This window comes from Sphingobium sp. FG58 (assembly GCF_057809055.1).
This window is the reverse complement of record NZ_JBMDJF010000001.1, coordinates 101,824-122,711: the sequence shown is the minus strand read 5'-3', so window position 1 is coordinate 122,711 and position 20,888 is coordinate 101,824. Positions and strand designations below refer to the sequence as shown.

The 20,888-nt window shown below is 64.9% G+C and carries 21 protein-coding genes; 14 read left to right on the top strand and 7 right to left on the bottom strand.

Annotation, left to right across the window (positions count from 1 at the left end):
• Positions 1-32: 32 nt before the first annotated feature.
• The 3 genes from ACODR8_RS00625 (at position 33) to epsC (ending at position 3,154) form a co-directional block, all read left to right on the top strand.
• On the top strand, positions 33-743 hold the full coding sequence (locus tag ACODR8_RS00625) for a response regulator (protein WP_006961535.1): 711 nt from the start codon (positions 33-35) through the stop codon (positions 741-743).
• Positions 740-2,062 carry an ATP-binding protein gene (locus ACODR8_RS00620; protein ID WP_489005529.1) on the top strand — a complete coding sequence of 441 codons (1,323 nt, stop codon included), beginning with the start codon at positions 740-742 and terminating at the stop codon, positions 2,060-2,062. Before ACODR8_RS00625 ends, ACODR8_RS00620 begins: the two co-directional genes overlap by 4 nt.
• 84 nt (positions 2,063-2,146) lie before the next feature.
• A complete protein-coding gene (epsC, locus tag ACODR8_RS00615; protein ID WP_489005528.1) occupies positions 2,147-3,154 on the top strand; it encodes a serine O-acetyltransferase EpsC in 1,008 nt (335 codons plus the stop codon).
• Positions 3,155-3,248: 94 nt separating this feature from the next.
• Here the strand turns inward: epsC and ACODR8_RS00610 are convergent, their stop codons facing one another.
• Positions 3,249-4,877: an alkaline phosphatase family protein gene (locus tag ACODR8_RS00610; RefSeq protein ID WP_489005527.1), complete on the bottom strand. Its 1,629-nt coding sequence runs from the start codon at positions 4,875-4,877 to the stop codon at positions 3,249-3,251.
• A 76-nt stretch (positions 4,878-4,953) separates the two neighbouring features.
• On the opposite strand from ACODR8_RS00610, the gene ACODR8_RS00605 reads away from it, so the two are divergent.
• The 11 genes from ACODR8_RS00605 (at position 4,954) to ACODR8_RS00555 (ending at position 15,969) form a co-directional block, all read left to right on the top strand.
• Positions 4,954-6,975, top strand: coding sequence for a protein-disulfide reductase DsbD family protein (locus tag ACODR8_RS00605; RefSeq protein ID WP_489005526.1), 2,022 nt, complete (start codon positions 4,954-4,956; stop codon positions 6,973-6,975).
• Positions 6,975-7,712, top strand: coding sequence for a TlyA family RNA methyltransferase (locus ACODR8_RS00600; protein ID WP_489005525.1), 738 nt, complete (start codon positions 6,975-6,977; stop codon positions 7,710-7,712). The genes ACODR8_RS00605 and ACODR8_RS00600 overlap by 1 nt, the downstream gene beginning before the upstream one ends.
• Positions 7,713-7,801: 89 nt before the next feature.
• Positions 7,802-8,845, top strand: a complete 1,044-nt coding sequence (locus tag ACODR8_RS00595; RefSeq protein WP_489005524.1) for an efflux RND transporter periplasmic adaptor subunit — start codon at positions 7,802-7,804, stop codon at positions 8,843-8,845.
• A gap of 8 nt (positions 8,846-8,853) precedes the next feature.
• Complete coding sequence (locus ACODR8_RS00590) at positions 8,854-11,958, top strand: efflux RND transporter permease subunit (protein ID WP_489005523.1); 3,105 nt, start codon at positions 8,854-8,856, stop codon at positions 11,956-11,958.
• Positions 11,959-11,982: 24 nt separating this feature from the next.
• Positions 11,983-12,531 carry a TspO/MBR family protein gene (locus ACODR8_RS00585; protein WP_489005522.1) on the top strand — a complete coding sequence of 183 codons (549 nt, stop codon included), beginning with the start codon at positions 11,983-11,985 and terminating at the stop codon, positions 12,529-12,531.
• Between the two features lie 41 nt (positions 12,532-12,572).
• The gene (locus ACODR8_RS00580; protein WP_217673678.1) at positions 12,573-12,872 is read left to right on the top strand and encodes an accessory factor UbiK family protein; all 300 of its coding nucleotides are present in this window, start codon (positions 12,573-12,575) and stop codon (positions 12,870-12,872) included.
• 42 nt (positions 12,873-12,914) lie between these two features.
• A complete protein-coding gene (locus ACODR8_RS00575) occupies positions 12,915-13,421 on the top strand; it encodes a type III secretion system chaperone family protein (protein ID WP_006963728.1) in 507 nt (168 codons plus the stop codon).
• 64 nt (positions 13,422-13,485) lie between these two features.
• Positions 13,486-14,250, top strand: a complete 765-nt coding sequence (locus ACODR8_RS00570) for a pyrroline-5-carboxylate reductase family protein (RefSeq protein ID WP_489005815.1) — start codon at positions 13,486-13,488, stop codon at positions 14,248-14,250.
• 30 nt (positions 14,251-14,280) lie between these two features.
• Positions 14,281-14,778, top strand: coding sequence for an asparaginase domain-containing protein (locus ACODR8_RS00565; protein WP_489005521.1), 498 nt, complete (start codon positions 14,281-14,283; stop codon positions 14,776-14,778).
• On the top strand, positions 14,775-15,659 hold the full coding sequence (locus ACODR8_RS00560; protein WP_489005520.1) for an SGNH/GDSL hydrolase family protein: 885 nt from the start codon (positions 14,775-14,777) through the stop codon (positions 15,657-15,659). Before ACODR8_RS00565 ends, ACODR8_RS00560 begins: the two co-directional genes overlap by 4 nt.
• A gap of 67 nt (positions 15,660-15,726) precedes the next feature.
• Positions 15,727-15,969, top strand: coding sequence for a hypothetical protein (locus ACODR8_RS00555; protein WP_489005519.1), 243 nt, complete (start codon positions 15,727-15,729; stop codon positions 15,967-15,969).
• A 73-nt stretch (positions 15,970-16,042) separates the two neighbouring features.
• Here the strand turns inward: ACODR8_RS00555 and ACODR8_RS00550 are convergent, their stop codons facing one another.
• The 6 genes from ACODR8_RS00550 to ACODR8_RS00525 all read right to left on the bottom strand — a co-directional run bounded on the left by ACODR8_RS00550 (position 16,043) and on the right by ACODR8_RS00525 (position 20,865).
• On the bottom strand, positions 16,043-16,570 hold the full coding sequence (locus tag ACODR8_RS00550) for a CarD family transcriptional regulator (RefSeq protein WP_006963736.1): 528 nt from the start codon (positions 16,568-16,570) through the stop codon (positions 16,043-16,045).
• Between the two features lie 245 nt (positions 16,571-16,815).
• Positions 16,816-17,154: a ferredoxin FdxA gene (fdxA, locus tag ACODR8_RS00545; RefSeq protein ID WP_489005518.1), complete on the bottom strand. Its 339-nt coding sequence runs from the start codon at positions 17,152-17,154 to the stop codon at positions 16,816-16,818.
• Positions 17,155-17,304: 150 nt separating this feature from the next.
• Positions 17,305-17,505 carry a hypothetical protein gene (locus ACODR8_RS00540; protein ID WP_489005517.1) on the bottom strand — a complete coding sequence of 67 codons (201 nt, stop codon included), beginning with the start codon at positions 17,503-17,505 and terminating at the stop codon, positions 17,305-17,307.
• Between the two features lie 117 nt (positions 17,506-17,622).
• Positions 17,623-17,856: an antitoxin gene (locus ACODR8_RS00535; RefSeq protein ID WP_489005814.1), complete on the bottom strand. Its 234-nt coding sequence runs from the start codon at positions 17,854-17,856 to the stop codon at positions 17,623-17,625.
• A gap of 110 nt (positions 17,857-17,966) precedes the next feature.
• The gene (locus ACODR8_RS00530) at positions 17,967-18,263 is read right to left on the bottom strand and encodes an RNA-binding S4 domain-containing protein (protein ID WP_489005516.1); all 297 of its coding nucleotides are present in this window, start codon (positions 18,261-18,263) and stop codon (positions 17,967-17,969) included.
• Positions 18,256-20,865, bottom strand: a complete 2,610-nt coding sequence (locus tag ACODR8_RS00525; RefSeq protein WP_489005515.1) for a helicase-related protein — start codon at positions 20,863-20,865, stop codon at positions 18,256-18,258. The genes ACODR8_RS00530 and ACODR8_RS00525 overlap by 8 nt, the downstream gene beginning before the upstream one ends.
• Between the last annotated feature and the right edge of the window lie 23 nt (positions 20,866-20,888).

The window sequence follows — 20,888 nt, the reverse complement described above, 5'->3', positions numbered from 1 at the left end:
GCTGACATGACCAACGCTCTGTCGTCCCCATCATGACTGCCCCCACCATCATCCTGGTAGAGGATGACCCGCCGCTGCGCACCCTGACCGCGCGGGCGTTGCAGGAGCATGGCTATCAGGTTCGCCCCGCCTCGTCTGGACCGGAAATGTGGGTCGCGTTCGATGCTGGCCCGGTCGATCTGGTCGTGCTGGACGTCATGCTGCCAGGCACCAACGGCATTGACCTGTGCCGCCAGATCCGGCGAAAGAGCGACGTTCCCATCATCTTCATCAGCGCCAAGGGCAGCGAGACCGACCGGATCGTCGGGCTGGAACTGGGCGCGGACGATTATCTGCCAAAGCCGTTCGGCACCCGCGAACTGATCGCCCGCATCCGCGCCATCTTGCGCCGCGTGGGTTTGGAGCGCGGGCCGGACGATCATCGCGAAAATGAAGCGCGCTTCGACGATTGGGTGGTCAATTTCCCCCGCCGCGAACTGCGCTCGCCGACCGGCGCGATCGTTGACCTGACCGGCGCGGAATTTGATCTGCTTGGCAGCTTCCTCAGCCATCCGCAGCGGGTGATCGCGCGCGAGCGGCTGATCGAACTGTCGCGCACCCGCATGGGTGACAGCAGCGACCGCAGCATCGACGTGCTGGTCAGCCGCCTGCGCCGCAAGCTGACGACGGAAGATCGCCCCGCGCCGATCACCACGGTGCGCGGCGTCGGATACATGTTCAATGCCGAGGTCAGCCGCGCTTGAAACGGCATTTCAAAGGATCGCTGGGGCTGGTCGGCCGCATCTTTGCGATCCTGTTGCTGACGGTGATGCTGGAATTTGCGGTCGGCACGCTGATGTACGAACGCGCCAGCCAGCTATCCTTGCAGGATGACGAGGCGAGGCGCCTGGCCGAGCATCTGGTGATCGCGCGCAAGCTGCTGACCGAACAACCGGTCGAGGAACGGCGCACCATGGGCGTGCAACTGACCACGGATCGCTACGACGTTCACTGGTCCCCCGCTGCGCCGCCGCCGCCGCCGCTATCGCCCGAACTGGAGCGGATGCGGCAGCAGATCATCGCCTGGGAACCCAGTCTGGAACGATCGCGGCTGTGGCTGCGACTGGCGTCGCCCGGTCGCCATTCGGAAATCAACGGCGGGCTGCAATTGCCCGATGGCAGCTGGCTCTATTTCGGGATGCATCATAGCGGGGGCAAATGGGCCTTCACCATCGGACGGATGGGGATGGCGCTGATCCCGGTACTGGCGCTGCTGATCGCGGGCTGGGTGCTGATCCGCAAGACGCTGGACCCGCTGCGCGACCTGACCCGCGCGACCGAGCAGATCGGCCTAGGGCGGGAGGTGATCCTGCCTGAAGCAGGCACCAGTGACGTGCGCAATCTGATCCGTGCCTTCAACGTGATGCAGACCCGCATCCATCGCCTGATCGACGAGCGGACCGAGACGCTGGCGGCGGTCGGCCATGACATGCGCACGCCGCTCGCCCGGCTGCAATTGCGGCTGGAAACGGTGCCGGATGGCGAGACGCGCGAGGCGATGGACGGCGATCTGGAAGAAATGGGGCAAATGATCGAATCGCTGCTCGATTTTCTGGGTGGCGAGAAAGATCCCGAACCCGCGGTGCGCACCGACCTGGCGGTCACGGTGGCGACGATTGTCGATGCGTTTCAAGACCATGGCCATGATGTCGATTATGCCGGGCCGGACCATCTGGAAATGGCGGTACGGGCGCTCTCGCTGCGCCGGGCCGTGCGCAACCTCATTGAAAATGCGCTCCATTATGGCAAGCGCGCCCGCGTAACCGTGGAGCGCAAAGGCGATGAAGTGCTGATCCGGGTCGATGACGATGGCCCCGGCATTCCGCGCGACCAGCTTGATACGGTCCTCAAACCCTTCGCCCGGCTCGACACCGCGCGCCAGCGTAATACGAGCGGGCTGGGGCTGGGGCTGGCGATCGTGCAGAAAGCGGTGGATGCCGAAGGCGGCAAGCTGACGCTGGCCAATCGGCCCGAAGGGGGCTTGCGCGCCGAAATCTGCCTGTTCCTGCCCACCAGCAAATGAGAAACTGTCCGGCTACAAGCAAAACTCGTTTATCGCCGCGCCCCTGCACAGGCTAAGCCAGCCGCGACAAGCAAAGAGGCGCATATGACGGCGGACGTGGATAAGCCAAACAGCGAGGTGGATGGCTATTGGGATCTGGATCAGCTGGTTGCTGATCTGGGCGCGGTGCGCGGCCGTTGGCGGCGCGACCAGCAGCATCATGCCGAATATGGCGCGGAGGGTTTCCCCTCGCGCGCCAATCTGACGAAAATCATGCAGGCGCTGTGCGGCGCGCTGTTCCCGCTGCGGCTTGGCCCCGATTTCGTGCGGCTGCATAACGAGGACAGTTTCGTCGCCGAGACGCTCCAGACCGTGCTGAGCCGTCTCTACGGCCAGATCAGGCTGGAGCTGATCTATGCGCTGAAGGACGAACCGGCGACGGCGATCGACGCGCAGGCGGCGCGGATCATCAGTGGCTTCGCGCAGGCGCTGCCCGGTTTGCGCGAACTGCTCGATACCGATGTGGAGGCTGCGTTTCTGGGCGATCCCGCCGCGCGCAGCGTGGATGAGGTGCTGATCTGCTACCCCTCGATGCTGGCGATCATCCACCATCGGCTGGCGCATCGGCTGCACGAACTGGGTGCGCCGCTGGTGGCGCGGATCATCTCCGAAATCGCGCATGGCAAGACCGGGATTGATATTCACCCCGGCGCGAAGATCGGTCCCAGCTTCTTCATCGACCATGGCACTGGTGTCGTGATCGGCGAAACCGCGATCGTGGGACAGCGGGTGCGGCTCTATCAGGGCGTGACGCTGGGCGCGCGCAGCTTCCCGTCGGACGAGAAGGGCGCGCTGGAAAAGGCTTTGCCGCGTCATCCGATCATCGAGGATGATGTCGTCATCTATGCCGGCGCCACGGTGCTGGGACGGATCATCGTCGGCAGCCGGTCGGTCATCGGCGGCAATGTCTGGTTGACCGACAGCGTACCGGCGGACAGCAATGTGCGTCAGGCCAAGGCGCAGTATGAAGTCACCAGCCGGGTCGACGTATCCGCCCCGCATCGCGTCCATGCTATGGTGGAAAGCACGGACGGGGTTGGGGAGAATATTTGATCCACCATCCGTCCCTTTCGAGCGTGTCGAGAAACGCTGGCTGAGGTTTCTCGACTTCGCTCGAAACGAACGGAGGTTGGGTATTTGATCGGGTTTATTGCGCGGGGCAACTGGTCCCTTCGCCCGCCACCAGATCCAGGCAACGGCCGTCAATCTCGCTTTTTGCGACTGGCAGGGCGATCAGCGCCGCCAGCGTGGGCATGATGTCCACCGTTTCCACGCCCAGCGGCTGTTCGAAATGGGTCAGCCCCTTGCGCCAGAACAGGATGGGGACGCGGCGGTCATAGTCCCATGGGCTGCCATGGGTGGCGACATAGCCCTTCGTCGGATCGGGGATAGGGGTGACGCGCGGTTTCAGCAGCAGCAATATGTCGCCCGACCGTTGCGCATCGAAGCTGGCGCGCGCTTCCTGAAGCAGGGTCCAGCTTTCCGGCGGGCCGGAGGGGGAGGGGACGGCGGCGATCTGCGCCTTGGTATAGGCGGCCTCGACCTGTGGATGGGCGCGTAGCAGTTTGAGCGTCTCCGCCTCTACATTCGCGCGCTGGGCGGCGGTCAGCCCCTTGTCGATATACAGGTCACCCGCCGGGCCGTCGCCCCAGATGAGCTTCTTGCCGGTCAGGCCGGTCTTTGCGCCGATGGTGGCGGTCAGCGCCTTGGGCGTCAGTGCCTCATCGACGCGGCTTTCCATTGGCATGGCATTTTCGCGGTGGCGTTCGGGCAGGTCGTGGCCGCCATGGTCGGCGGTCAGCACCACGGCATAGTCGATGCCGTCCTTGTCGAGTCGATCGAAGAAAGCGCCCAGTTCCCGGTCGAGCCGGTCGATCTGGATGCAGCTTTCGGTGCCTTCGGTGCCATAGGTGTGGCCGACATAATCGGTTGCCGACAGGCCGATCGAGATGATGTCGGTCTGCGCCTGCTTGCCCAGCGCCATGCTTTCGATCGCGCCAGCGGCCAGCACCAGCGTCATCGCATCCTGTTCTGGCGAGGCGCGGAAGCTTTTGAAATCGCCAGCCGCGCGGGCGAAGCGGCCGGTGCCGACACTCTTGCCAGCGCCGATGGCGACGGGGAAATCCTTGGCCACGCATTGCTGCGGCAGATCGAAACCGGCATTGGGCTGGGCCAGGCGCTGGGCGAAAGCCTCGTTGATTTTCGCGACCAGGGGCGGGGTGGCGACGCCCTTATAGCTGACAAAGCCCTGCGCGCCGCCGATCCACCATGTCTGGTCGGCGGTCGGCCCGCCCATCATGATCGCGGCGCGATCCTTGCCCGCGACGGACACGACGCGGGTAGCGGGGTTGGCGATCTTCATCCGACCGCCCAGGGTCGGGACTTTCAGGTGAATGGGGGAGGCGACATAATCGCCGCTGTTGCTGCCGGACACGCTTTCATCCTCGGCGCAATAGATCGCCTTGTCCTCCCGCGCGGTCGACAGGTCGAACCAGGTGTTGGCGATGATGCCGGTGCGCGACGGGCGGCTGCCGGTCAGGATGGTCGAATGGCCGGGGCAGGTTTCGGTCGCCGCATGGCTTTGATAGCCTTTGGGAAACACGACGCCCTGTGTCAGTCGCTTGAGGCCACCGCTATAATATTGGCGATATTCGCTGAACAGATCGGCTGAAAACTGATCGACCGAGATAGCGACGATCAGCTTGGGCGGCGTCGTTTGTGCGGTAGCGGGGATTGCGGTGGCGAGCAGCAGGGCGGCGGCGACTTTTCTCAACATCTACTGTACCTTCTCCAGCCTTGACGGCGAACGCCACCGGACCTAGCCCGCTGGCATCCACCCGACCAGAGGCCCGATGCGGATTTTTCATGTCATATTGATGACGCTGGCGTTGCTGGCCGGGGTGTCAGGCGCGCAGGCGCAGGGGGCTTTCGGGGGCGGCGCGCCGCATATCGCCGCGCGACTGGTGGCCGAAAGCGCAACGCCCGCCCCGGGCAAATCGACCAGCATCGCCTTTGCCATGGTGCCGGAGCCAGGCTGGCACGGCTATTGGGAAAATCCGGGCGACGCGGGCCTTGGCATGACAGTGAGCTGGACATTGCCAAAGGGCGTCACCGTCGGGCGTCTGCGCTATCCGGTGCCGGAAACGCTGCTGATTTCGGGCCTGATGAACCATGTCTATGAAGGCCCCTATGGCGTGCTGGCGACCCTGACCGTTGCGCCCGATGTCGCGGCTGGCACGCGCCTGCCGGTGCGGGTCAAGGCGCAGTGGCTGGCCTGCACCGACAAGGTGTGCGTCCCCGAAAGCGGCGAGATGGCGCTCGATCTGGTGGCGGGCGACGGTCAGGTCTTAGCGGCGGATCGTGCGCGGTTCGACGGGTGGCGCAGCCATTTGCCCCGACCACTGGGGTCGGAGGCGACCTATGCGATCGCGGGTGGCAAGCTGCGCCTGTCGGTGCCGTTCCCGGCCAATGCGCAGGCCAGCAATGTGCATCTTTTCCCGCTTGCCGAAGGGCTGGCGCGCTATGCCGCGCCGCAGAGCGTGACCCGCGATGGCGACCGGCTGCTGGTCGAAACCGATGCGGGCGAGGGCGGCAAGGGCGGCGCAGTGCAGGCGGTGCTGGCGACCGGGGACCATGTCGGCTTCCTGCTGACGGCCCGCCCCGGCGCGGTCGCGGCGTCAGGCGGCACGATGCAGGCGATTCTGATCGCGCTGGGTGGCGCTTTGCTGGGTGGATTGTTGCTCAACATCATGCCGTGCGTGTTCCCGATATTGGGCCTGAAAGCCATGAAGCTGGCCAAGGCGGGCGGGGATGAGCGCATAGTGCGGCGCGAGGCGCTGGCCTATGCGGCTGGGGTGATTGCCACCTGTCTGGCGCTGGGCGCGGCATTGCTGGCATTGCGCGCGGCGGGGGCGGCGGTCGGCTGGGCGTTCCAGTTGCAGGACCCGCGCATCATTTTGACACTGCTGCTGCTGGTCAGCGCCATCGCCTTCAATCTGGCGGGACTGTTTGAATTGCGCGCGGTCGGCGGGGGCGAGGGGCTGGCGGGCAAGGGCGGTATGGCGGGCGCGTTCTGGACCGGAGCGCTGGTCGCCTTCGTCGCGACGCCCTGCACCGGGCCGTTCATGGGCGCGGCGATGGGCGCGGCGATGGTGCTGCCGCTGGCGGCCGCGCTGGCGGTGTTTGCCGGGCTGGGGCTGGGGCTGGCGCTGCCCTTCCTGCTGCTGGCCTATATCCCGGCGCTGCGCACGCGGCTGCCACGGCCCGGACCATGGATGGCGCGGTTCCAGAAGATTTTGGCGATCCCGATGTTCCTGACCGCGCTGGGCCTGGCCTGGCTGCTGGGGCAGCAACGCGGCGTTGTGGGCATGACCATTGGCCTGGCCGCTATGCTGGCCTTTGTCCTGTTGCTCTGGTGGCTGGGCAGTCGGCAGCGGGCGGGACGGGGCGGTGGCTGGATCGTCGCGCTGGCGGGGCTGGCTGTGCTGGGCGGGGCGGTGGCGTTGCTGCCGTCGCGCGCGCCTGCCGCCGTGGTCCAGGAGGGCGCGGCGCTGCCGTTCAATGAAGCCAAGCTGGCCAGTCTGCGCGCGGCGAACAAGCCGATCTTCCTCTATTTCACCGCCGACTGGTGCCTGACCTGCAAGGCGAATGAAGCCGCCGCGATCGACCGCGCCGAAACCCGCGCGGCGTTCGATAAAGGTGGCGTCACGGTCATGGTCGGCGACTGGACCAATGCCGACCCTGCGATCACCCGTTTTCTGGAAGGGCAGGGGCGGTCGGGCGTGCCGCTGTACCTCTGGTATGCGCCGGGCAAGGAGGCGCAGGCGCTGCCGCAATTGCTGACCCCCGCCACGCTGACGGCGCTGGTGCGCTGATGGCGAAGATTCGCGCTGACCAGTTGCTTGTCGACAATGGCCTGGCGGAAAGCCGGGCGCGGGCGCAGGCGCTGATCCTGGCGGGCCTTGTTTTTCTGGGCGACCGGAAGATCGACAAGGCCGGGCAACAGGTCGCATTGGACGCGGATCTGGACGTGCGGGGCCGGGACCATCCCTGGGTGTCGCGCGGCGGCATCAAGCTGGCCCATGCTTTGGCCGAATATGCGATTCCCGTGATCGGCATGGTGGGGCTGGACGTGGGCAGCTCGACCGGCGGCTTTACCGACGTGCTGCTGACCAATGGCGCGGTTCGGGTCTATGCGGTTGACAGCGGCACCAACCAGCTGGCGTGGAAATTGCGTAGCGACGATCGGGTCATCGTCCATGAACAGACGAGCGCCCGCATCCTGACACCGGCGCACATCCCAGAACCGATCGACATCATCGTGTGCGACGCCAGCTTCATATCGCTGGCCAAGGTGCTGGAGCGGCCCTTGACCTTCGCCCGCCCCGGCGCGGCGCTGGTGGCGCTGATCAAGCCGCAGTTCGAGGCGGGGCGTGAGGAAGTCGGCAAGGGCGGGGTGGTGCGCGATCCTGAAATCCACGCGCGTGTCTGCGACGAAGTCCGCACATGGATACAGGCGCAGGGCTGGACCGTTATCGGCATCACGCCCAGTCCGATCACCGGACCGCAGGGCAATGTCGAATTTCTGCTCCATGCCCGGCTTGGTGGATAAACGCCCTATGTTCGTTATTTGGGACGTTGTTACATCTTGCGACAAAAGGCCATGTTGTGTCGCACCGAAAGGCCCGATAGCCCTCCATCATGCGTAATTCCCTGTTTCTTCTCACCGCCCTTTGCCTTGCCGGTTGCAGCGGCGACAAGGCGCCCAAGCCGCGCCCGGCTGCGCTGGTCGAGGCGGCGCCGATCGCGACCGCCGATTTCGCCGATACGCTGGATGCGGTCGGCACCGCGCTTGCCAATGAACAGGTGATTTTGTCTGCGCCGGTGACGGAGCGGGTTACTTCGATCAACTTTGCCGATGGCGGCTATGTCGCCAAGGGGCAGGTGATCGCGACCATGGCGATTGCGCAGGAACAGGCGGAACTGGCCGCAGCGCAGGCGCAGGCTTTGCAGGCCGGGCAGCAATTGCAACGGGTGCAGGCGTTGAAAGCGCGCGGGTTCGCGACCGCCGCCTCGCTCGACCAGCAGCTTGCGCTGGCCAATGCGGCCAAGGCGAGCGCGGACCAGAGCCGGGCCGCGATCAGCGACCGGGTGATCCGCGCGCCCTTTGGCGGCTGGGTCAGCCTGCGCACCGTATCGCCCGGCGCGATCGTGACGGCGGGGACGGCGATCGCCACGGTCAGCGATATTTCGCGGATCAAGCTGGACTTCACCGTGCCGGAAACGCGCCTGGCCACCATTCGCGCGGGTCAGGCGATCCGCGCTGTCTCCGCCGCCTGGCCCGACCGGCCCTTTACCGGCACGATCGCGACGATCGACCCGGTGATCGACCCCGCCACCCGCGCCGTGCGCGTGCGTGCGATCCTGCCCAATCCCGACCGTGCGCTGAAGCCCGGCATGTTGCTGACCGTCAGCATCGTGTCACGCCAGCGCAAGTCGCTGGCGCTACCCGAACTGGCGGTGGTCGGCGATGGTGAGGAACGGTTCGTGTTCGTGCTGGAGGATCGCAAGGCCAAGCGGGTCAAGGTCGATACCGGCCTGCGCCAGAACGGACTGGTAGAGATTTTGGGCGGGGTGAAGGCCGGGCAGATGGTCGTCACCGACGGGGTCGTCAAGCTGAGTGATGGCGCGCCGGTGCGGCTGGCAGGGGACAAGCCCGCGCCATCAGCCAAGCCCGCAGGCTAAGTAGCGCCATGCAGCTGTCCGACCTGTCCGTCCGCCGCCCGGTCTTTTCCGCCGTCGTCGCGGTGCTGCTCTGCATCGTCGGGGTGGTGGGCTATCTCAGCCTGTCGGTGCGCGAATATCCCGATACCGATCCGCCGGTCGTGTCGGTCGAGACCAATTATACGGGCGCTGCCGCTTCGGTCGTTGAAACGCGCATCACCCAGCTGATCGAGGATGCAGTCGCTGGCGTGCAGGGTATCCGCACGATTACGTCGACGTCGCAGGATGGCACGTCCAACATCAGCATCGAATTCGATCCCTCGCGCGACATTGATACCGCGGCCAACGATGTACGCGACCGGGTGGGGTCGGTGGTCGAGGATCTGCCGGAGGACGCGCTGGCGCCCGAAATCCGCAAGGTCGATGCGGACGCGCGGCCGATCCTGTTCCTGGCCTTCTCCCGCCCCGGCTGGAGCGCGATCCAGCTGAGCGATTATATCGACCGCAATATTGCCGACCGTTTCTCCGCGATCGACGGGGTGGCGCGCGTGACGATCGGCGGCGAGGCGCGGCCATCGACCCGCGTGTGGATGAATGCGGAACGTCTTGCGGCCTTTGGCCTGACCCCGGCCGATGTCGAAAATGCGCTGCGCGCACAGAATGTCGAACTGCCCGCCGGGCGGTTCGAATCGAAGGACCAGAACCAGACGCTGCGTGTCGATCGTCCTTTCGCCACGCCGGAGCAATTTGCCCAGTTGGTCGTTGGCCGGGGCGACAATGGCTATCAGGTCAAACTGGGCGATGTCGCGCGGATCGAGGAAGGGCCGGAAAACCCCTATAGCAGCTTCCGCTCCAACGCCGGGACCGCGATCGGCCTTGGCATTGTGCGGCAGTCGGGCGCGAACACGCTGGAGGTTGCGGACAAGGCCAAGGCGCTGGCCGAACAATTGCGCCCGACCCTGCCGCAGGGGATGCGGGTGGCGGTTGGCTCCGACGAATCGCTGTTCATCAGCCGGGCGATCGACAATGTCTATGACACGCTGATCGAGGCGGCGCTGCTCGTCATCCTTGTCATCTTCCTGTTTCTGGGGTCGGTGCGCGCGACGATCGTTCCGGCCATTACCGTGCCGATCTGCCTGCTGGCGACCTGCGCGGTCATGTGGCTGCTGGGCCTGTCGATCAACCTGCTGACCCTGCTCGCCTTCGTGCTGGCGATCGGGCTGGTGGTGGATGACGCCATCGTCGTGCTGGAAAATGTCTATCACCGCATCGAACAGGGGGAGGACCCGCTGGTCGCTTCCTATCTCGGCACGCGGCAGGTGGGCTTTGCGATCATTTCCACCACATTGGTCGTATGCGCGGTTTTCGTGCCGGTGATGTTCCTGGCCGGGCAGACCGGATTGCTGTTCCGCGAACTGGCCATCGCGATGATCGCCGCCATCGCCTTTTCGGGCTTTATCTCGCTCAGCCTGGCGCCAATGCTCTGTTCGAAATTGCTCAACAATGCCGAGCGCGGGCGGCTGGCGCGCTGGGTCGATGCCCGGTTCCAGCGGCTGGAGGGCGGCTATGCCCGCTGGCTGGATCATGTCCTGCGCAAGCCGCTGCTGCCGCTGATCGGGGTTGGTCTGTTTCTGTGCCTTGCCGGTGGCCTATTCACGTTCCTGCCGAGCGAACTGGCACCTGCCGAGGATACCGGCGTGGTCGACAGCCAGATCAGCGCGCCGGAGGGTGCGGGCTTTGACCGGATGCTGACCTATATGCGCAAGATCGAAACCGCGCTTGCGCCGCTGCGAGAGGATGGGACGCTCCAGAATCTGATTGTCCGTGCGCCGGCAGGTTTCGGGACGTCGGACGATTTCAACAGCGGCAATGTCATCGCCTTCCTGCGTCCATGGGAGGACCGCACGATCACGACGGCGGAAGTTGCGACCATTATCAACAAGGTGATTGCCGACCAGCCCGGCGTGCGTGGCAATGCGGCACCGCGATCGGGGCTGGGACGCGGGCGCGGTCTGCCGGTCAATATCGTGCTGGCCGGATCGACCTATGAAGGGCTGGTGGCGGCGCGCGATCGGATCATTGCCGCCGCGGCCAACTATCCGGGGCTGATCAACCTGGACAGCGACTATAAGGAAACCAAGCCGCAGATGCGGATCGACGTCAACCAGCAGCGCGCGGGTGACCTGGGCGTGTCGGTCAACGACATCAGCCAGGCCTTGCAAAGCCTGTTAGGGTCGCGGCGCGTGACCACCTATGTCGACCGGGGCGAGGAATATCGCGTGCTGGTGCAGGCGGAACAGGATGGGCGGCAGACGCTGGCCGATCTGGAGCGGATACAGGTGCGCGCGACCAATGGTGCGCTCGTCCCCCTCTCGGCGCTGGTCACGGTGCGCGAAGTCGCCGGGCCGCGCCAGCTCAACCGCTATAACAAGCTGCGCGCGATCACCCTGTCGGCGGCGCTGGCCCCCGGCACGTCGCTGGGACAGGCGCTCGCCTTCCTGGAGAACGAAGCGCGCCAGTCGCCCGAAGTGCTGGCGATCGGCTATCGCGGCGAAAGCCAGTCGCTGCGCGAAACCGGCGGATCGATCTGGCTGATCTTCGGCCTTACCATCCTGATCGTCTATCTGCTGCTGGCGGCGCAGTTCGAGAGTTTCATCCACCCTGGCGTGATCATCGCCACGGTGCCGCTGGCAGTGGCGGGCGGCGTGCTGGGGCTGATCGTCACGGGCGGGTCGATCAACCTCTACAGCCAGATCGGTATCGTCATGCTGGTGGGGCTGGCGGCCAAGAATGGCATCCTGATCGTCGAGTTCGCCAATCAGTTGCGCGACGAGGGGCTGGAGGTGGCGCAGGCCATTCGGGAGGCTGCGACCCGCCGCCTGCGGCCGATCCTGATGACGTCGATCGCCACCGTCATCGGCGCGGTGCCGCTGGTGATTCGCGGGGGCGCTGGCGCGGCGGCGCGCAACTCGATCGGCGTGGTCATCGTGTTCGGGGTCAGTCTGGCGACGCTGATCACCCTGTTCCTGATCCCCATATTCTATTCGCGTGTTGCGAAGCGGACGGTTTCTCCGCAAACCGTTGGTCGCAAGCTGGATTCGGCGTTGAAGGATTCGCCCGATCCGGCCGAATAGGATGAGCGTGGAGAAGCGTTGCCGATGAACGAAATCGCGTCCCCCGGCCAATTGCGCCTTGCCTATCTGCGCTGGGCGCTGGTGACCGTGCCGGTCATCGTCCTGCTGGGTTTCCTGTCGGGCCAGTTCGCCAATAGCGGCTTTGGCAATCGCTGGTTCGACGCACTGGTAAAGCCCGCGCTGATGCCGCCGGGCTGGGCGTTTGGCGTCGCCTGGACCATTCTCTACATTGCGATGGCACTGGCGCTGGCAATCGTGCTGCATGCGCGCGGGGCAAAGGGGCGGGGCCTGGCTATCACCCTGTTTCTGGTCCAGTTTGTCATGAACCTCGCCTGGTCGCCGCTCTTTTTCCGCGCGCATCAGGTCGGCAGCGCGCTGGTGCTGATCCTTGCCCTGTTCGTGCTGGTGGCGATCACGACCTGGCTGTTCAGCCGTATCCGCCGCGTCGCGGGCTGGTTGTTGCTGCCCTATCTGGCCTGGCTGGCCTTCGCCTCCTTCCTCAATTATGAGATTAATCGCCTGAACCCGGATGCGGAAACCCTTGTCGCGCCCGCGCTTCAGACCCAGATATGATTTTTGGCGCGGTTGCCGCGCCAGTTGAGAGGATGAGCATCATGCAGAGCGAGAACCGCTTTTTCGACGATCTGGCCAAGCTGGTGAATGGCGCGGCCGGGACCGTGGCGGGCATGAGCCGCGAGTTTGAGGCCAATGCGCGCGAGAAGGCCAAGGAATGGATGGGCGGCGCGGACTTCGTGTCGCGTGAGGAGTTTGACGCGGTAAAGGCGCTGGCGGCGGCTGCGCGCGAAGAGGTTGAACTGCTCAAGGCCCGTATCGACGCGCTGGAAGGCAAGACGTCCGAACCGGTCAAAAAGACCGTCAAGGCGACTAAGACCAAGCCCGTTGAAGCGGACTGATCCTGTCTGTCCTTTCGCCGTTCGCGGTGTTAAGGCGCGCCGATGATGGATAGCGACGAGTTTGAGCATGGCGGCCAGGAAGCCGCGCCGATCGATATGCTGGCCGCCTTTTTCGAGGCGCATGGCTGGACCTACGAGCAGGTTGGCGAGGATGAGATCGTCGCCAACACGCAAGGCAGCTGGGCGCAATATGAGCTGCGCGGCATCTGGCGCGACGAGGATCAGGTGCTGCAACTGCTGGCGCTGCCCGACATTCGCGTTACCGACGAAAAGCGCGGCACGATCTACGAGACGCTGGGGCTGATCAACGAGCAGCTGTGGCTGGGCCATTTCGAGCTATGGTCGTCGAGCGGCATCATCCTGTTCCGCCATGGCGCATTGCTGGGCGCGGGCGGCACGCTGACGCTGGATCAGGCGCAATTGCTGGTCGAGACCGCGATCGACGAGTGCGAGCGTTTCTATCCGGTGTTCCAGTTCGTGCTGTGGGGCGGCAAAAGCCCGACCGAGGCGATTGCGGCCAGCCTGATCGAAACCCGCGGCGAGGCCTGAGCGCGTGGCGATCCGTTGGCCCGATCATCTGTTTCTCGTCGGCTGCGGCAATATGGCCGGGCAGATGCTGGCACGCTGGCTGGACTGCGGGCTGGATCCCGCGCGGGTGACGGTGTTGCGGCCAAGCGGGCGTCCGGTCGCGGATGGCGTGACGGTGGTCACTGACTATCCGGCCACGCTGCCCGCCGGGACGACCGTGCTGCTGGGGATGAAGCCCTATCAGATCGCCGATGTTGCCGCCGCACTGGCGCCCTTATGCGGGGCGGATACGCAGATCGTCTCGATCCTGGCTGGTCTGCCGCTCGCTGATTTGCGGGCGTGCTTTCCGGCGGTGCGGGATATGGTGCGGGCGATGCCCAACCTGCCGGTGGGACTGGGCGAGGGGGTTACGGCGCTATTCGCCGATGACAGGACATCGGCGCAGGCAAAGGCGGATGTTGCTGCGTTGATCGCGCCGTTGGGCCTGGCCGAATGGATTGGTGATGAAGCGCTGTTCAATCAGGTGACGGCGCTGTCGGGCTGCGGCCCCGCTTTCCTCTTCCGCTTCATCGACGCGCTGGCACGGGCGGGTGAGGCGCTGGGCATTCCCGCCGATCAGGCCGCGCGCATGGCGCTGGCGACGGTGCAGGGTTCAGCCAACATGGCTGCGCGGGCGAGTGCCCGCACCGGCGACAGTCCGGGCGTGCTGGCCGATCGCGTCGCCAGTCCCGGCGGCATGACGCGCGAGGGAATGAATGTGCTGGACGCCGACGACCGGCTGCTGGCGTTGCTGACCGACACGCTGACCGCCGCCCGCGATCGCGGTGAAGCGATGGCGCGCGGCGCATAAGCCTTTGCCTTCTTATATCGGAGCCTCATCATGCTGACCCCGAACACCCCGATATTGATCCTGACCACTGGCGGCACGATCGACAAAATCTATTTCGATGCGCTGTCCGACTATCAGGTCGGTGAAACGGTGATGGCCCGGCTGCTGGAAGTGGCCCGGGTCAAGCGGCCCTTCCGTATCGAGGAGGTCGTGCGCAAGGATAGTCTGGAACTGGACGATGCCGACCGCGCGCTGATCCATGCCCGCGTCGCTGCTGCGCCGGAAAGCCATATCGTTATCACCCATGGCACCGACACGATGACCGACACCGCCAAGGCACTGGCCGATATCCCCGGCAAGACGGTGGTGCTGGTCGGCGCGCTGGCCCCGGCCCGCTTTGGCGAGAGCGACGCGAGCTTCAATCTGGGCATGGCCTTTGCGACGGCGCAGGTGGCGCAGCCCGGCATCTATATCACGATGAGCGGTTCGGTGTTCCGCGCCGATGCCGTGGTCAAGGATCGTGCCAAGGGAGCGTTCGTGCCGCTATGAGGCGCATCATCATCGCGGCGCTGTCGCTCGCCGGATGCGCGGGTGCGCCCGATGTGGAAAGGGCGCCCCTTGCGCCGTCCGCCCGCTATGTCGCGATGGGCAGTTCGTTCGCAGCCGGGCCGGGCGTTACCGTGTCGGCGGACTCTCCGGCCACGCGCTGCACCCGATCGCGCGACAATTATGCCTGGCAACTGGCGCGGCTGCGGCAGCTCGATCTTGTGGATGTCAGTTGCGGCGGTGCGACGAGCGCACACCTGCTGGGGCCATGGAATGAATTGGCACCGCAAATCGACGCGCTGACTGCCGACACCGCGCTGGTGACGATCACGATCGGCGGCAATGATGTCGGTTATGTCGGGCGTCTGTTTGTCGCCTCCTGCCAGGGCGGAGGTGACTTGCCAGCCGCCGCCGCCGCCATGTGCAAGGGGATGGCAGCGCGGCAACAGGCTGGCGGTGCATCGGCCAGTCCGCCTGCGATTCCGACCGAAGCGGCATGGGCGACGCTGGCCGTCAGCCTGGACCGGATCACCGCGGAAGTGCGTCGTCGTGCGCCGCGCGCGCGTTTGATCTTCGTGGATTATGTGACCTTGCTGCCGTCTGGAGCGTCGTGTCCGCAAGTCCCGCTGAGCGCTGATGACGCCGCCAGTGCGCGCGCGACGGCCCGGCGTCTGGCGCAGGAAACGGCGAGCGCCGCCAAGCGAGCAGGGGCGGAGGTGTTGCGCGCGTCGAACCTGTCGCAGGGGCATGACGCCTGTGCGGCGGAGCCATGGGCCAATGGCTTTATCCCGCGCGAGGGTGTCGCTCCCTTTACCCCCTATCACCCCAATCTGGCGGGCATGACGGCCATTGCCACGGCGCTGGACCGGATGCTGGGGCGCTGACGGGCCGGAACCCTCTCCCTCCTCCGCGCATTATGCGGCCATCTATGATGAAGAGGAGGAGAGTTTCATGGCCGACTATCAGGAGCGTCCGGCAACGACGACGACTACGGTGATCGAAAAGCGCGGTGGCGGGGGCATGACCTTTGCGATCCTGCTGCTGGTGGTCGTGGTGGCAGTTGCCGCCTTCTTCCTGGTCAGCAGCGAGACGAGCAAGGATAATGCCGTGACCAGCGCTGCGACCGAAGTCGGGCAGGCCGCCAGCGATGTCGGCGATGCGGCCAAGGATGCGGTCGACACCAAGGGCGAATAAGTCCGCGCATCGCTGCACAAAATAAGGGCGCGCCTTTCGCAAGGCGCGCCCTTTTTCGCGTCAATGGCTGATGTCAGCCTTCGACCTTGACATATTTCGGCGCGGCTTCGTTGAGGATCGCGAGGATCTTCTTGAGCGCGGCGGGTTCGTCCGTTTCTTCCATCGCCGCCAGTTCGCGGGCGAGGCGGCTGGATGCGGCCTCGAAAATCTGGCGTTCGGAATAGCTTTGTTCGGGCTGGTCGTCGGCGCGGAACAGGTCGCGGGTCACTTCGGCGATCGACACCAGGTCGCCCGAATTGATCTTCGCTTCATATTCCTGCGCACGGCGCGACCACATGGTGCGCTTGACCTTGGGCTTGCCCTTCAGCGTTTCCATCGATTCTTCGAGCGTTTTGTTGGACGAGAGCTTGCGCATGCCCACGCCTTCGGCCTTGTTGGTCGGCACGCGGAGCGTCATCCGCTCTTTTTCGAAGCGAAGCACATATAGCTCCAGCTCCATGCCGGCGATCTGCTCCTTTTGCAGTTCGATCACACGGCCCACGCCATGCTTGGGGTAAACGACATAATCACCAACGTCAAAGGACAGCGCCTTGGCAGCCATTTGGAACCTTTCCAATCAACCGGGGAACGGGGCCGTCGCGGAACATATGCGCAAGGGGCATATGCATGGGGGGTCCACGGCGCCACCGTCAGGACATGAAGCTAATTCTCCAGGGACGGACAGGAGGGTGTCCGACCGTTAAAAAGTGACATAGCAGATTCGTAACAAAATTACCACCCCCGGACATAATCGCCGGGAGTGCAAGGCAAAACGGACAGGAAGGGGGCGGCACAGAGCCGCCCGGATCAGTCGCCGGAACCGGGTTCGGGCGAGAAAAACTTTTCCAGCTTGCCTTCAACGCCCTTCATGACGTCGGCGTCGGCGGGCGCTTCGCCCTTGACCGTGATGTTGGGCCATTCAGCCGAATATTTGGTGTTGAGTTCCAGCCATTTTTCCAGGCCATTCTCGGTATCGGGCAGGATGGCTTCGGCCGGGCATTCCGGTTCGCACACGCCGCAATCGATACATTCGCTCGGATTGATGACCAGCATATTCTCGCCCTCGTAGAAACAGTCCACGGGGCAGACCTCGACGCAATCCATATATTTGCAGCGGATGCAGTTGTCGGTCACGACATAGGTCATTGTCAGGGCACTCTTGGTTGGAAAAGCGCGGTCCTGCTATGCGCAGCCACGCGCAAGGTCAATGAGGATAATGTTGGCCGGCGCGTAGGGGTGGTTTTGCTGGGAGTTCACACTGTCGCCGGGGTGCATGAAGCGGGCGTGCAGGACGGGCTATTTGCTCTGATTTTCCAGCCGTTCGGTTAAGCGCATCATCAGGTCCATCCGCTCGTGCAGCAAAGCGACGATAAGGGCGGGGCCATTTTCGCGCATGAGGCAGAAGATATAATGGCGTTCGCATCTTATCATACGAAGCCCCGGATGCAGCGCGTCCATATCGCGAAATATGCCACGCCCGGTGGCCACCGCATTCATACAGTTCAGCAGTTTGGCGGAATAGATGCCTGCCTGACGGTCGCCCCAGTGTGTAGGTGTAAGAAACAATATCGCGTAATTCGGTCGCCGCCGTCGCAGTCAGGACATAGGCTGGTGTCAAGCGTGCCGGTTCCGGCTCAATTCATCCGCGATGATATCCTCGGCGTTCAACGGCGAAACATTGCCCGCAAGGCCTTCCGCGATTCGTTGTTGCAGCAGGTCGCGCAACTCATCCCATGCCTGGTCGCCATCGGCCTGTGTCGGGAACAGCCGTTCGAGCGTATATTGCTTGATCGTCTTGCCTTGCAGCGCAGCCATGGCCTTCAGGCTTTGATGCTGCTGGTCGGTGATGTCGATTGTGAGCGGCTCATGCGCCCCATATAGCCTACGGCCTACATTATTACAAATGTGGGCCTGCTCAATCATGCGGTTGGACTAAAGATTCCTATCGATCTTGTCCCTCACCCCCCGACAGTCAGTTCCTCATAGCAGCACTGCGCCTCGACCGCCGGGCCGCGCCGCACCGGTAGTTGCGCCACCCGCACTACGCGCACGCCCTGGCCATGGGGAAAGGTGATGAGGTCGCCCACGCGGATGGCGGCGTGAGCGCGTTCGATGCGGCGGCCGTTGACGCGGATATGGCCGTCCTCGGCCAGTTTCTGTGCGCTCGACCGGCTGGGGCATAGCCGGACGAACCACAGATATTTGTCAATGCGCAGTGTCGGGCCATGGCCGCCCACCGCGACCGGATCAGCCATTGCGGCCGAGCAGCGCGGCGAGACCGGCAAAGGCGTTGTTGGCAGGCGCCGCTGGCGCTCTGGCGGGGGTGGCGGCGGCGGGCCGTGGCGCGGGCTTGCCGCGTGGTTTGCCGTCGCGCGCCGGGGCGGGCTGCTTCTGGGGCGGGCGCGCCTTTTGCCGACCCTTGAACACCCAGTTGGGCTTGCCTTCCTCTGCGCCCTCCACGGCACGGAAACCGGCGGCGCGCATCAGGGCGAGAAACGCGGCTTCGGACAGGCCGAGCGAGACGATCTGCGGGCTGGTGGTGGTGAAGGCTTCACCCTTGGCAATGGCTTCATGCGCGGTGCGGGCCATGCGTTCGGCCATGTCGATGCGCAGCATCTGTTCGCCAAAGGTGCGGAAGCCCGCGATCCGCGCGCCCATCTGGTCGAATTTCTCGCCCGCCGGGATCAGGGTGAGACCGGGCAGGGGCAAAGGCAGGCAGGGCTTGCCGATCCGCGCCGCCAGCAACGCGCCGCGCCAGCGCGCCGCGCCGGGCTTGAGCAGGCCAGGGTGGTAAAGGTCCAGCACGCCGATATCGATGCCCGCCCGGCGCAGCAAATGGCGCTGATCCTTGTCCAGATGGCCGAGGGCCGAATCGAGATCAGTACGCGGGCTGACCCCACCTGCGTCGCCCAATTGGGCGAACACGGCGCGCACGACCGGTGGCACCTGAGGGTCGGCGGCGCTTTCGGCCATCTTCACCAGCGGCAGCAAATGCTTCTGCTTTTGCGCATCGACCCAGTTGATCAGGCGCGATGTCACCTGTTTCTGCACATCCTGATCCAGCGCCAAAATCGTGCGATCCAGCCGGATTTCGGGCGTAAGCAGGGTTGGCCCCGCCAGCAAGGCGGCGACCGGCGTACCGTTCCACGCAATGCCGGGCGCGTCGCCCGCGGCGTCCAGAAGCGCGAAATCCACGTCCGCCGCGCCGATCAATTCGTCTGCCTTCACCCGTAATACCTTTCCAAGGCGCCTTTCCGCCGCAGCCAACAGCAATTTCCTGTCCTGATGGCGCGTAGCGGGATCGACCGAGAATCGGAAGCCGTCAAGTCGCCCGATCGTTTCGCCATCTACACAGACGTTGCCGTCGGCCTCTACCGTCACGGGTAACTGGTTCACATTTTGGCCGATATCACGCAACAGGACGGTGGTGCGCCGGTCGACGAAACGCTGCGTCAGCGCGGCGTGCAGCGCGTCGGACAGTTTTTCCTCCAGCGCGCGGGTCCGTTCGGCCATTTCGGCGGGATCGGCCAGCCAGTCGGCGCGATGGGCGATATAGGCCCATGTCCGCGCCGCCGCGATCCGACCTGACAGCGTGTCGATGTCCCCCTGCACCGAATCGAGCCGGGCGAGTTGCTGCGCGAACCAGTCGCGCGGGATATGGCCGGTCCCTTCGGAGAGGAAATGCCAGATGCGGCTGACGGTGCGGGCATGATGGTCTGCGCCCAGTTTCTGGAAATCGGGCAGGCCGCAGGCGTCCCAGAGCCGCGCGACCTGCCGCTGGCCGCGCACCCGGTCGATGACGACGGGGTCGGCGGCCATGCGCTTCAGGACCGCGAGATCGACCGCTTCGGGTGCGGCGCGCAGTTCGGGGCGGTCGGGCCGTTCCTCCAGATCGGCGATCAGGGTCGCCAGACTGTCCAGTCGGGGCGCACCATCGCGCCAGTAGAGATGGTCGATGGGCGGAAAGCGGTGCGCCTCGATTGCCTCGATTTCTTCGGGGGTGAAGGCGGCGTTGCCATCCTCTCCGCCCAGACTGCCGAAGGTGCCGTCCTTGTGATGGCGGCCTGCGCGCCCGGCGATCTGCGCCATTTCCGCGACGGTCAGGCGACGGCTGCGGCGGCCATCGAACTTGCGGAGCGAGGCGAAGGCGACATGGGCGACGTCCAGGTTCAGCCCCATGCCGATCGCGTCGGTGGCGACCAGATAATCAACCTCGCCATTCAGAAACATCTGCACCTGCGCATTGCGGGTGCGGGGGCTGAGCGCGCCCATCACTACCGCCGCGCCGCCGCGGAAACGCCGCAGCATTTCGGCCACGGCATAGACTTCTTCGGCGGAGAAAGCGACGATGGCGGAGCGTTTGGGCAGGCGGGACAGCTTCTTCGCGCCCGCATAGGAGAGGGTGGAAAAGCGCGGGCGGCCGATAATGTCGACATCGGGGATCAGCGATTTGACCAGCCGGGCGATGCTGGCCGATCCCAGGATCATCGTTTCCTCGCGCCCGCGTGCGCGCAGCAACCGGTCGGTGAAGATATGGCCGCGTTCAGGGTCCGCGCCGATCTGTGCCTCGTCCAAAGCGACAAAGGCGTAATCGGACTGGAGCGGCATGGATTCGGCGGTGCAGAGGAAATAGCGTGCCTGTGGCGGCACGATCTTTTCCTCGCCGGTGATCAGCGCGACCTGCTGCGGTCCCTTGATCGCCACCACCCGATCATAAACTTCGCGGGCCAGCAGGCGCAGCGGAAATCCCATCATGCCGCTGCTATGGCCGCACATCCGTTCGACGGCCAGATGGGTCTTGCCGGTGTTGGTCGGACCCAGAACGGCGGTGACGGGCGAACGGGTGAACTGGACCATGGTCCATTCTGTCGGGCAGGACG

Bases quoted from the DNA above. Each gene is read 5' to 3' on its own strand.
- ACODR8_RS00625 (WP_006961535.1), top strand. From the start codon at position 33: ATGACTGCCCCCACCATCATCCTGGTAGAGGATGACCCGCCGCTGCGC.
- epsC (WP_489005528.1), top strand. From the start codon at position 2,147: ATGACGGCGGACGTGGATAAGCCAAACAGCGAGGTGGATGGCTATTGG.
- ACODR8_RS00610 (WP_489005527.1), bottom strand. From the start codon at position 4,877: ATGTTGAGAAAAGTCGCCGCCGCCCTGCTGCTCGCCACCGCAATCCCC.
- ACODR8_RS00605 (WP_489005526.1), top strand. From the start codon at position 4,954: ATGCGGATTTTTCATGTCATATTGATGACGCTGGCGTTGCTGGCCGGG.
- ACODR8_RS00600 (WP_489005525.1), top strand. From the start codon at position 6,975: ATGGCGAAGATTCGCGCTGACCAGTTGCTTGTCGACAATGGCCTGGCG.
- ACODR8_RS00595 (WP_489005524.1), top strand. From the start codon at position 7,802: ATGCGTAATTCCCTGTTTCTTCTCACCGCCCTTTGCCTTGCCGGTTGC.
- ACODR8_RS00590 (WP_489005523.1), top strand. From the start codon at position 8,854: ATGCAGCTGTCCGACCTGTCCGTCCGCCGCCCGGTCTTTTCCGCCGTC.
- ACODR8_RS00585 (WP_489005522.1), top strand. From the start codon at position 11,983: ATGAACGAAATCGCGTCCCCCGGCCAATTGCGCCTTGCCTATCTGCGC.
- ACODR8_RS00580 (WP_217673678.1), top strand. From the start codon at position 12,573: ATGCAGAGCGAGAACCGCTTTTTCGACGATCTGGCCAAGCTGGTGAAT.
- ACODR8_RS00575 (WP_006963728.1), top strand. From the start codon at position 12,915: ATGATGGATAGCGACGAGTTTGAGCATGGCGGCCAGGAAGCCGCGCCG.
- ACODR8_RS00570 (WP_489005815.1), top strand. From the start codon at position 13,486: ATGCTGGCACGCTGGCTGGACTGCGGGCTGGATCCCGCGCGGGTGACG.
- ACODR8_RS00565 (WP_489005521.1), top strand. From the start codon at position 14,281: ATGCTGACCCCGAACACCCCGATATTGATCCTGACCACTGGCGGCACG.
- ACODR8_RS00560 (WP_489005520.1), top strand. From the start codon at position 14,775: ATGAGGCGCATCATCATCGCGGCGCTGTCGCTCGCCGGATGCGCGGGT.
- ACODR8_RS00555 (WP_489005519.1), top strand. From the start codon at position 15,727: ATGGCCGACTATCAGGAGCGTCCGGCAACGACGACGACTACGGTGATC.
- ACODR8_RS00550 (WP_006963736.1), bottom strand. From the start codon at position 16,570: ATGGCTGCCAAGGCGCTGTCCTTTGACGTTGGTGATTATGTCGTTTAC.
- fdxA (WP_489005518.1), bottom strand. From the start codon at position 17,154: ATGACCTATGTCGTGACCGACAACTGCATCCGCTGCAAATATATGGAT.
- ACODR8_RS00540 (WP_489005517.1), bottom strand. From the start codon at position 17,505: ATGAATGCGGTGGCCACCGGGCGTGGCATATTTCGCGATATGGACGCG.
- ACODR8_RS00530 (WP_489005516.1), bottom strand. From the start codon at position 18,263: ATGGCTGATCCGGTCGCGGTGGGCGGCCATGGCCCGACACTGCGCATT.
- ACODR8_RS00525 (WP_489005515.1), bottom strand. From the start codon at position 20,865: ATGGTCCAGTTCACCCGTTCGCCCGTCACCGCCGTTCTGGGTCCGACC.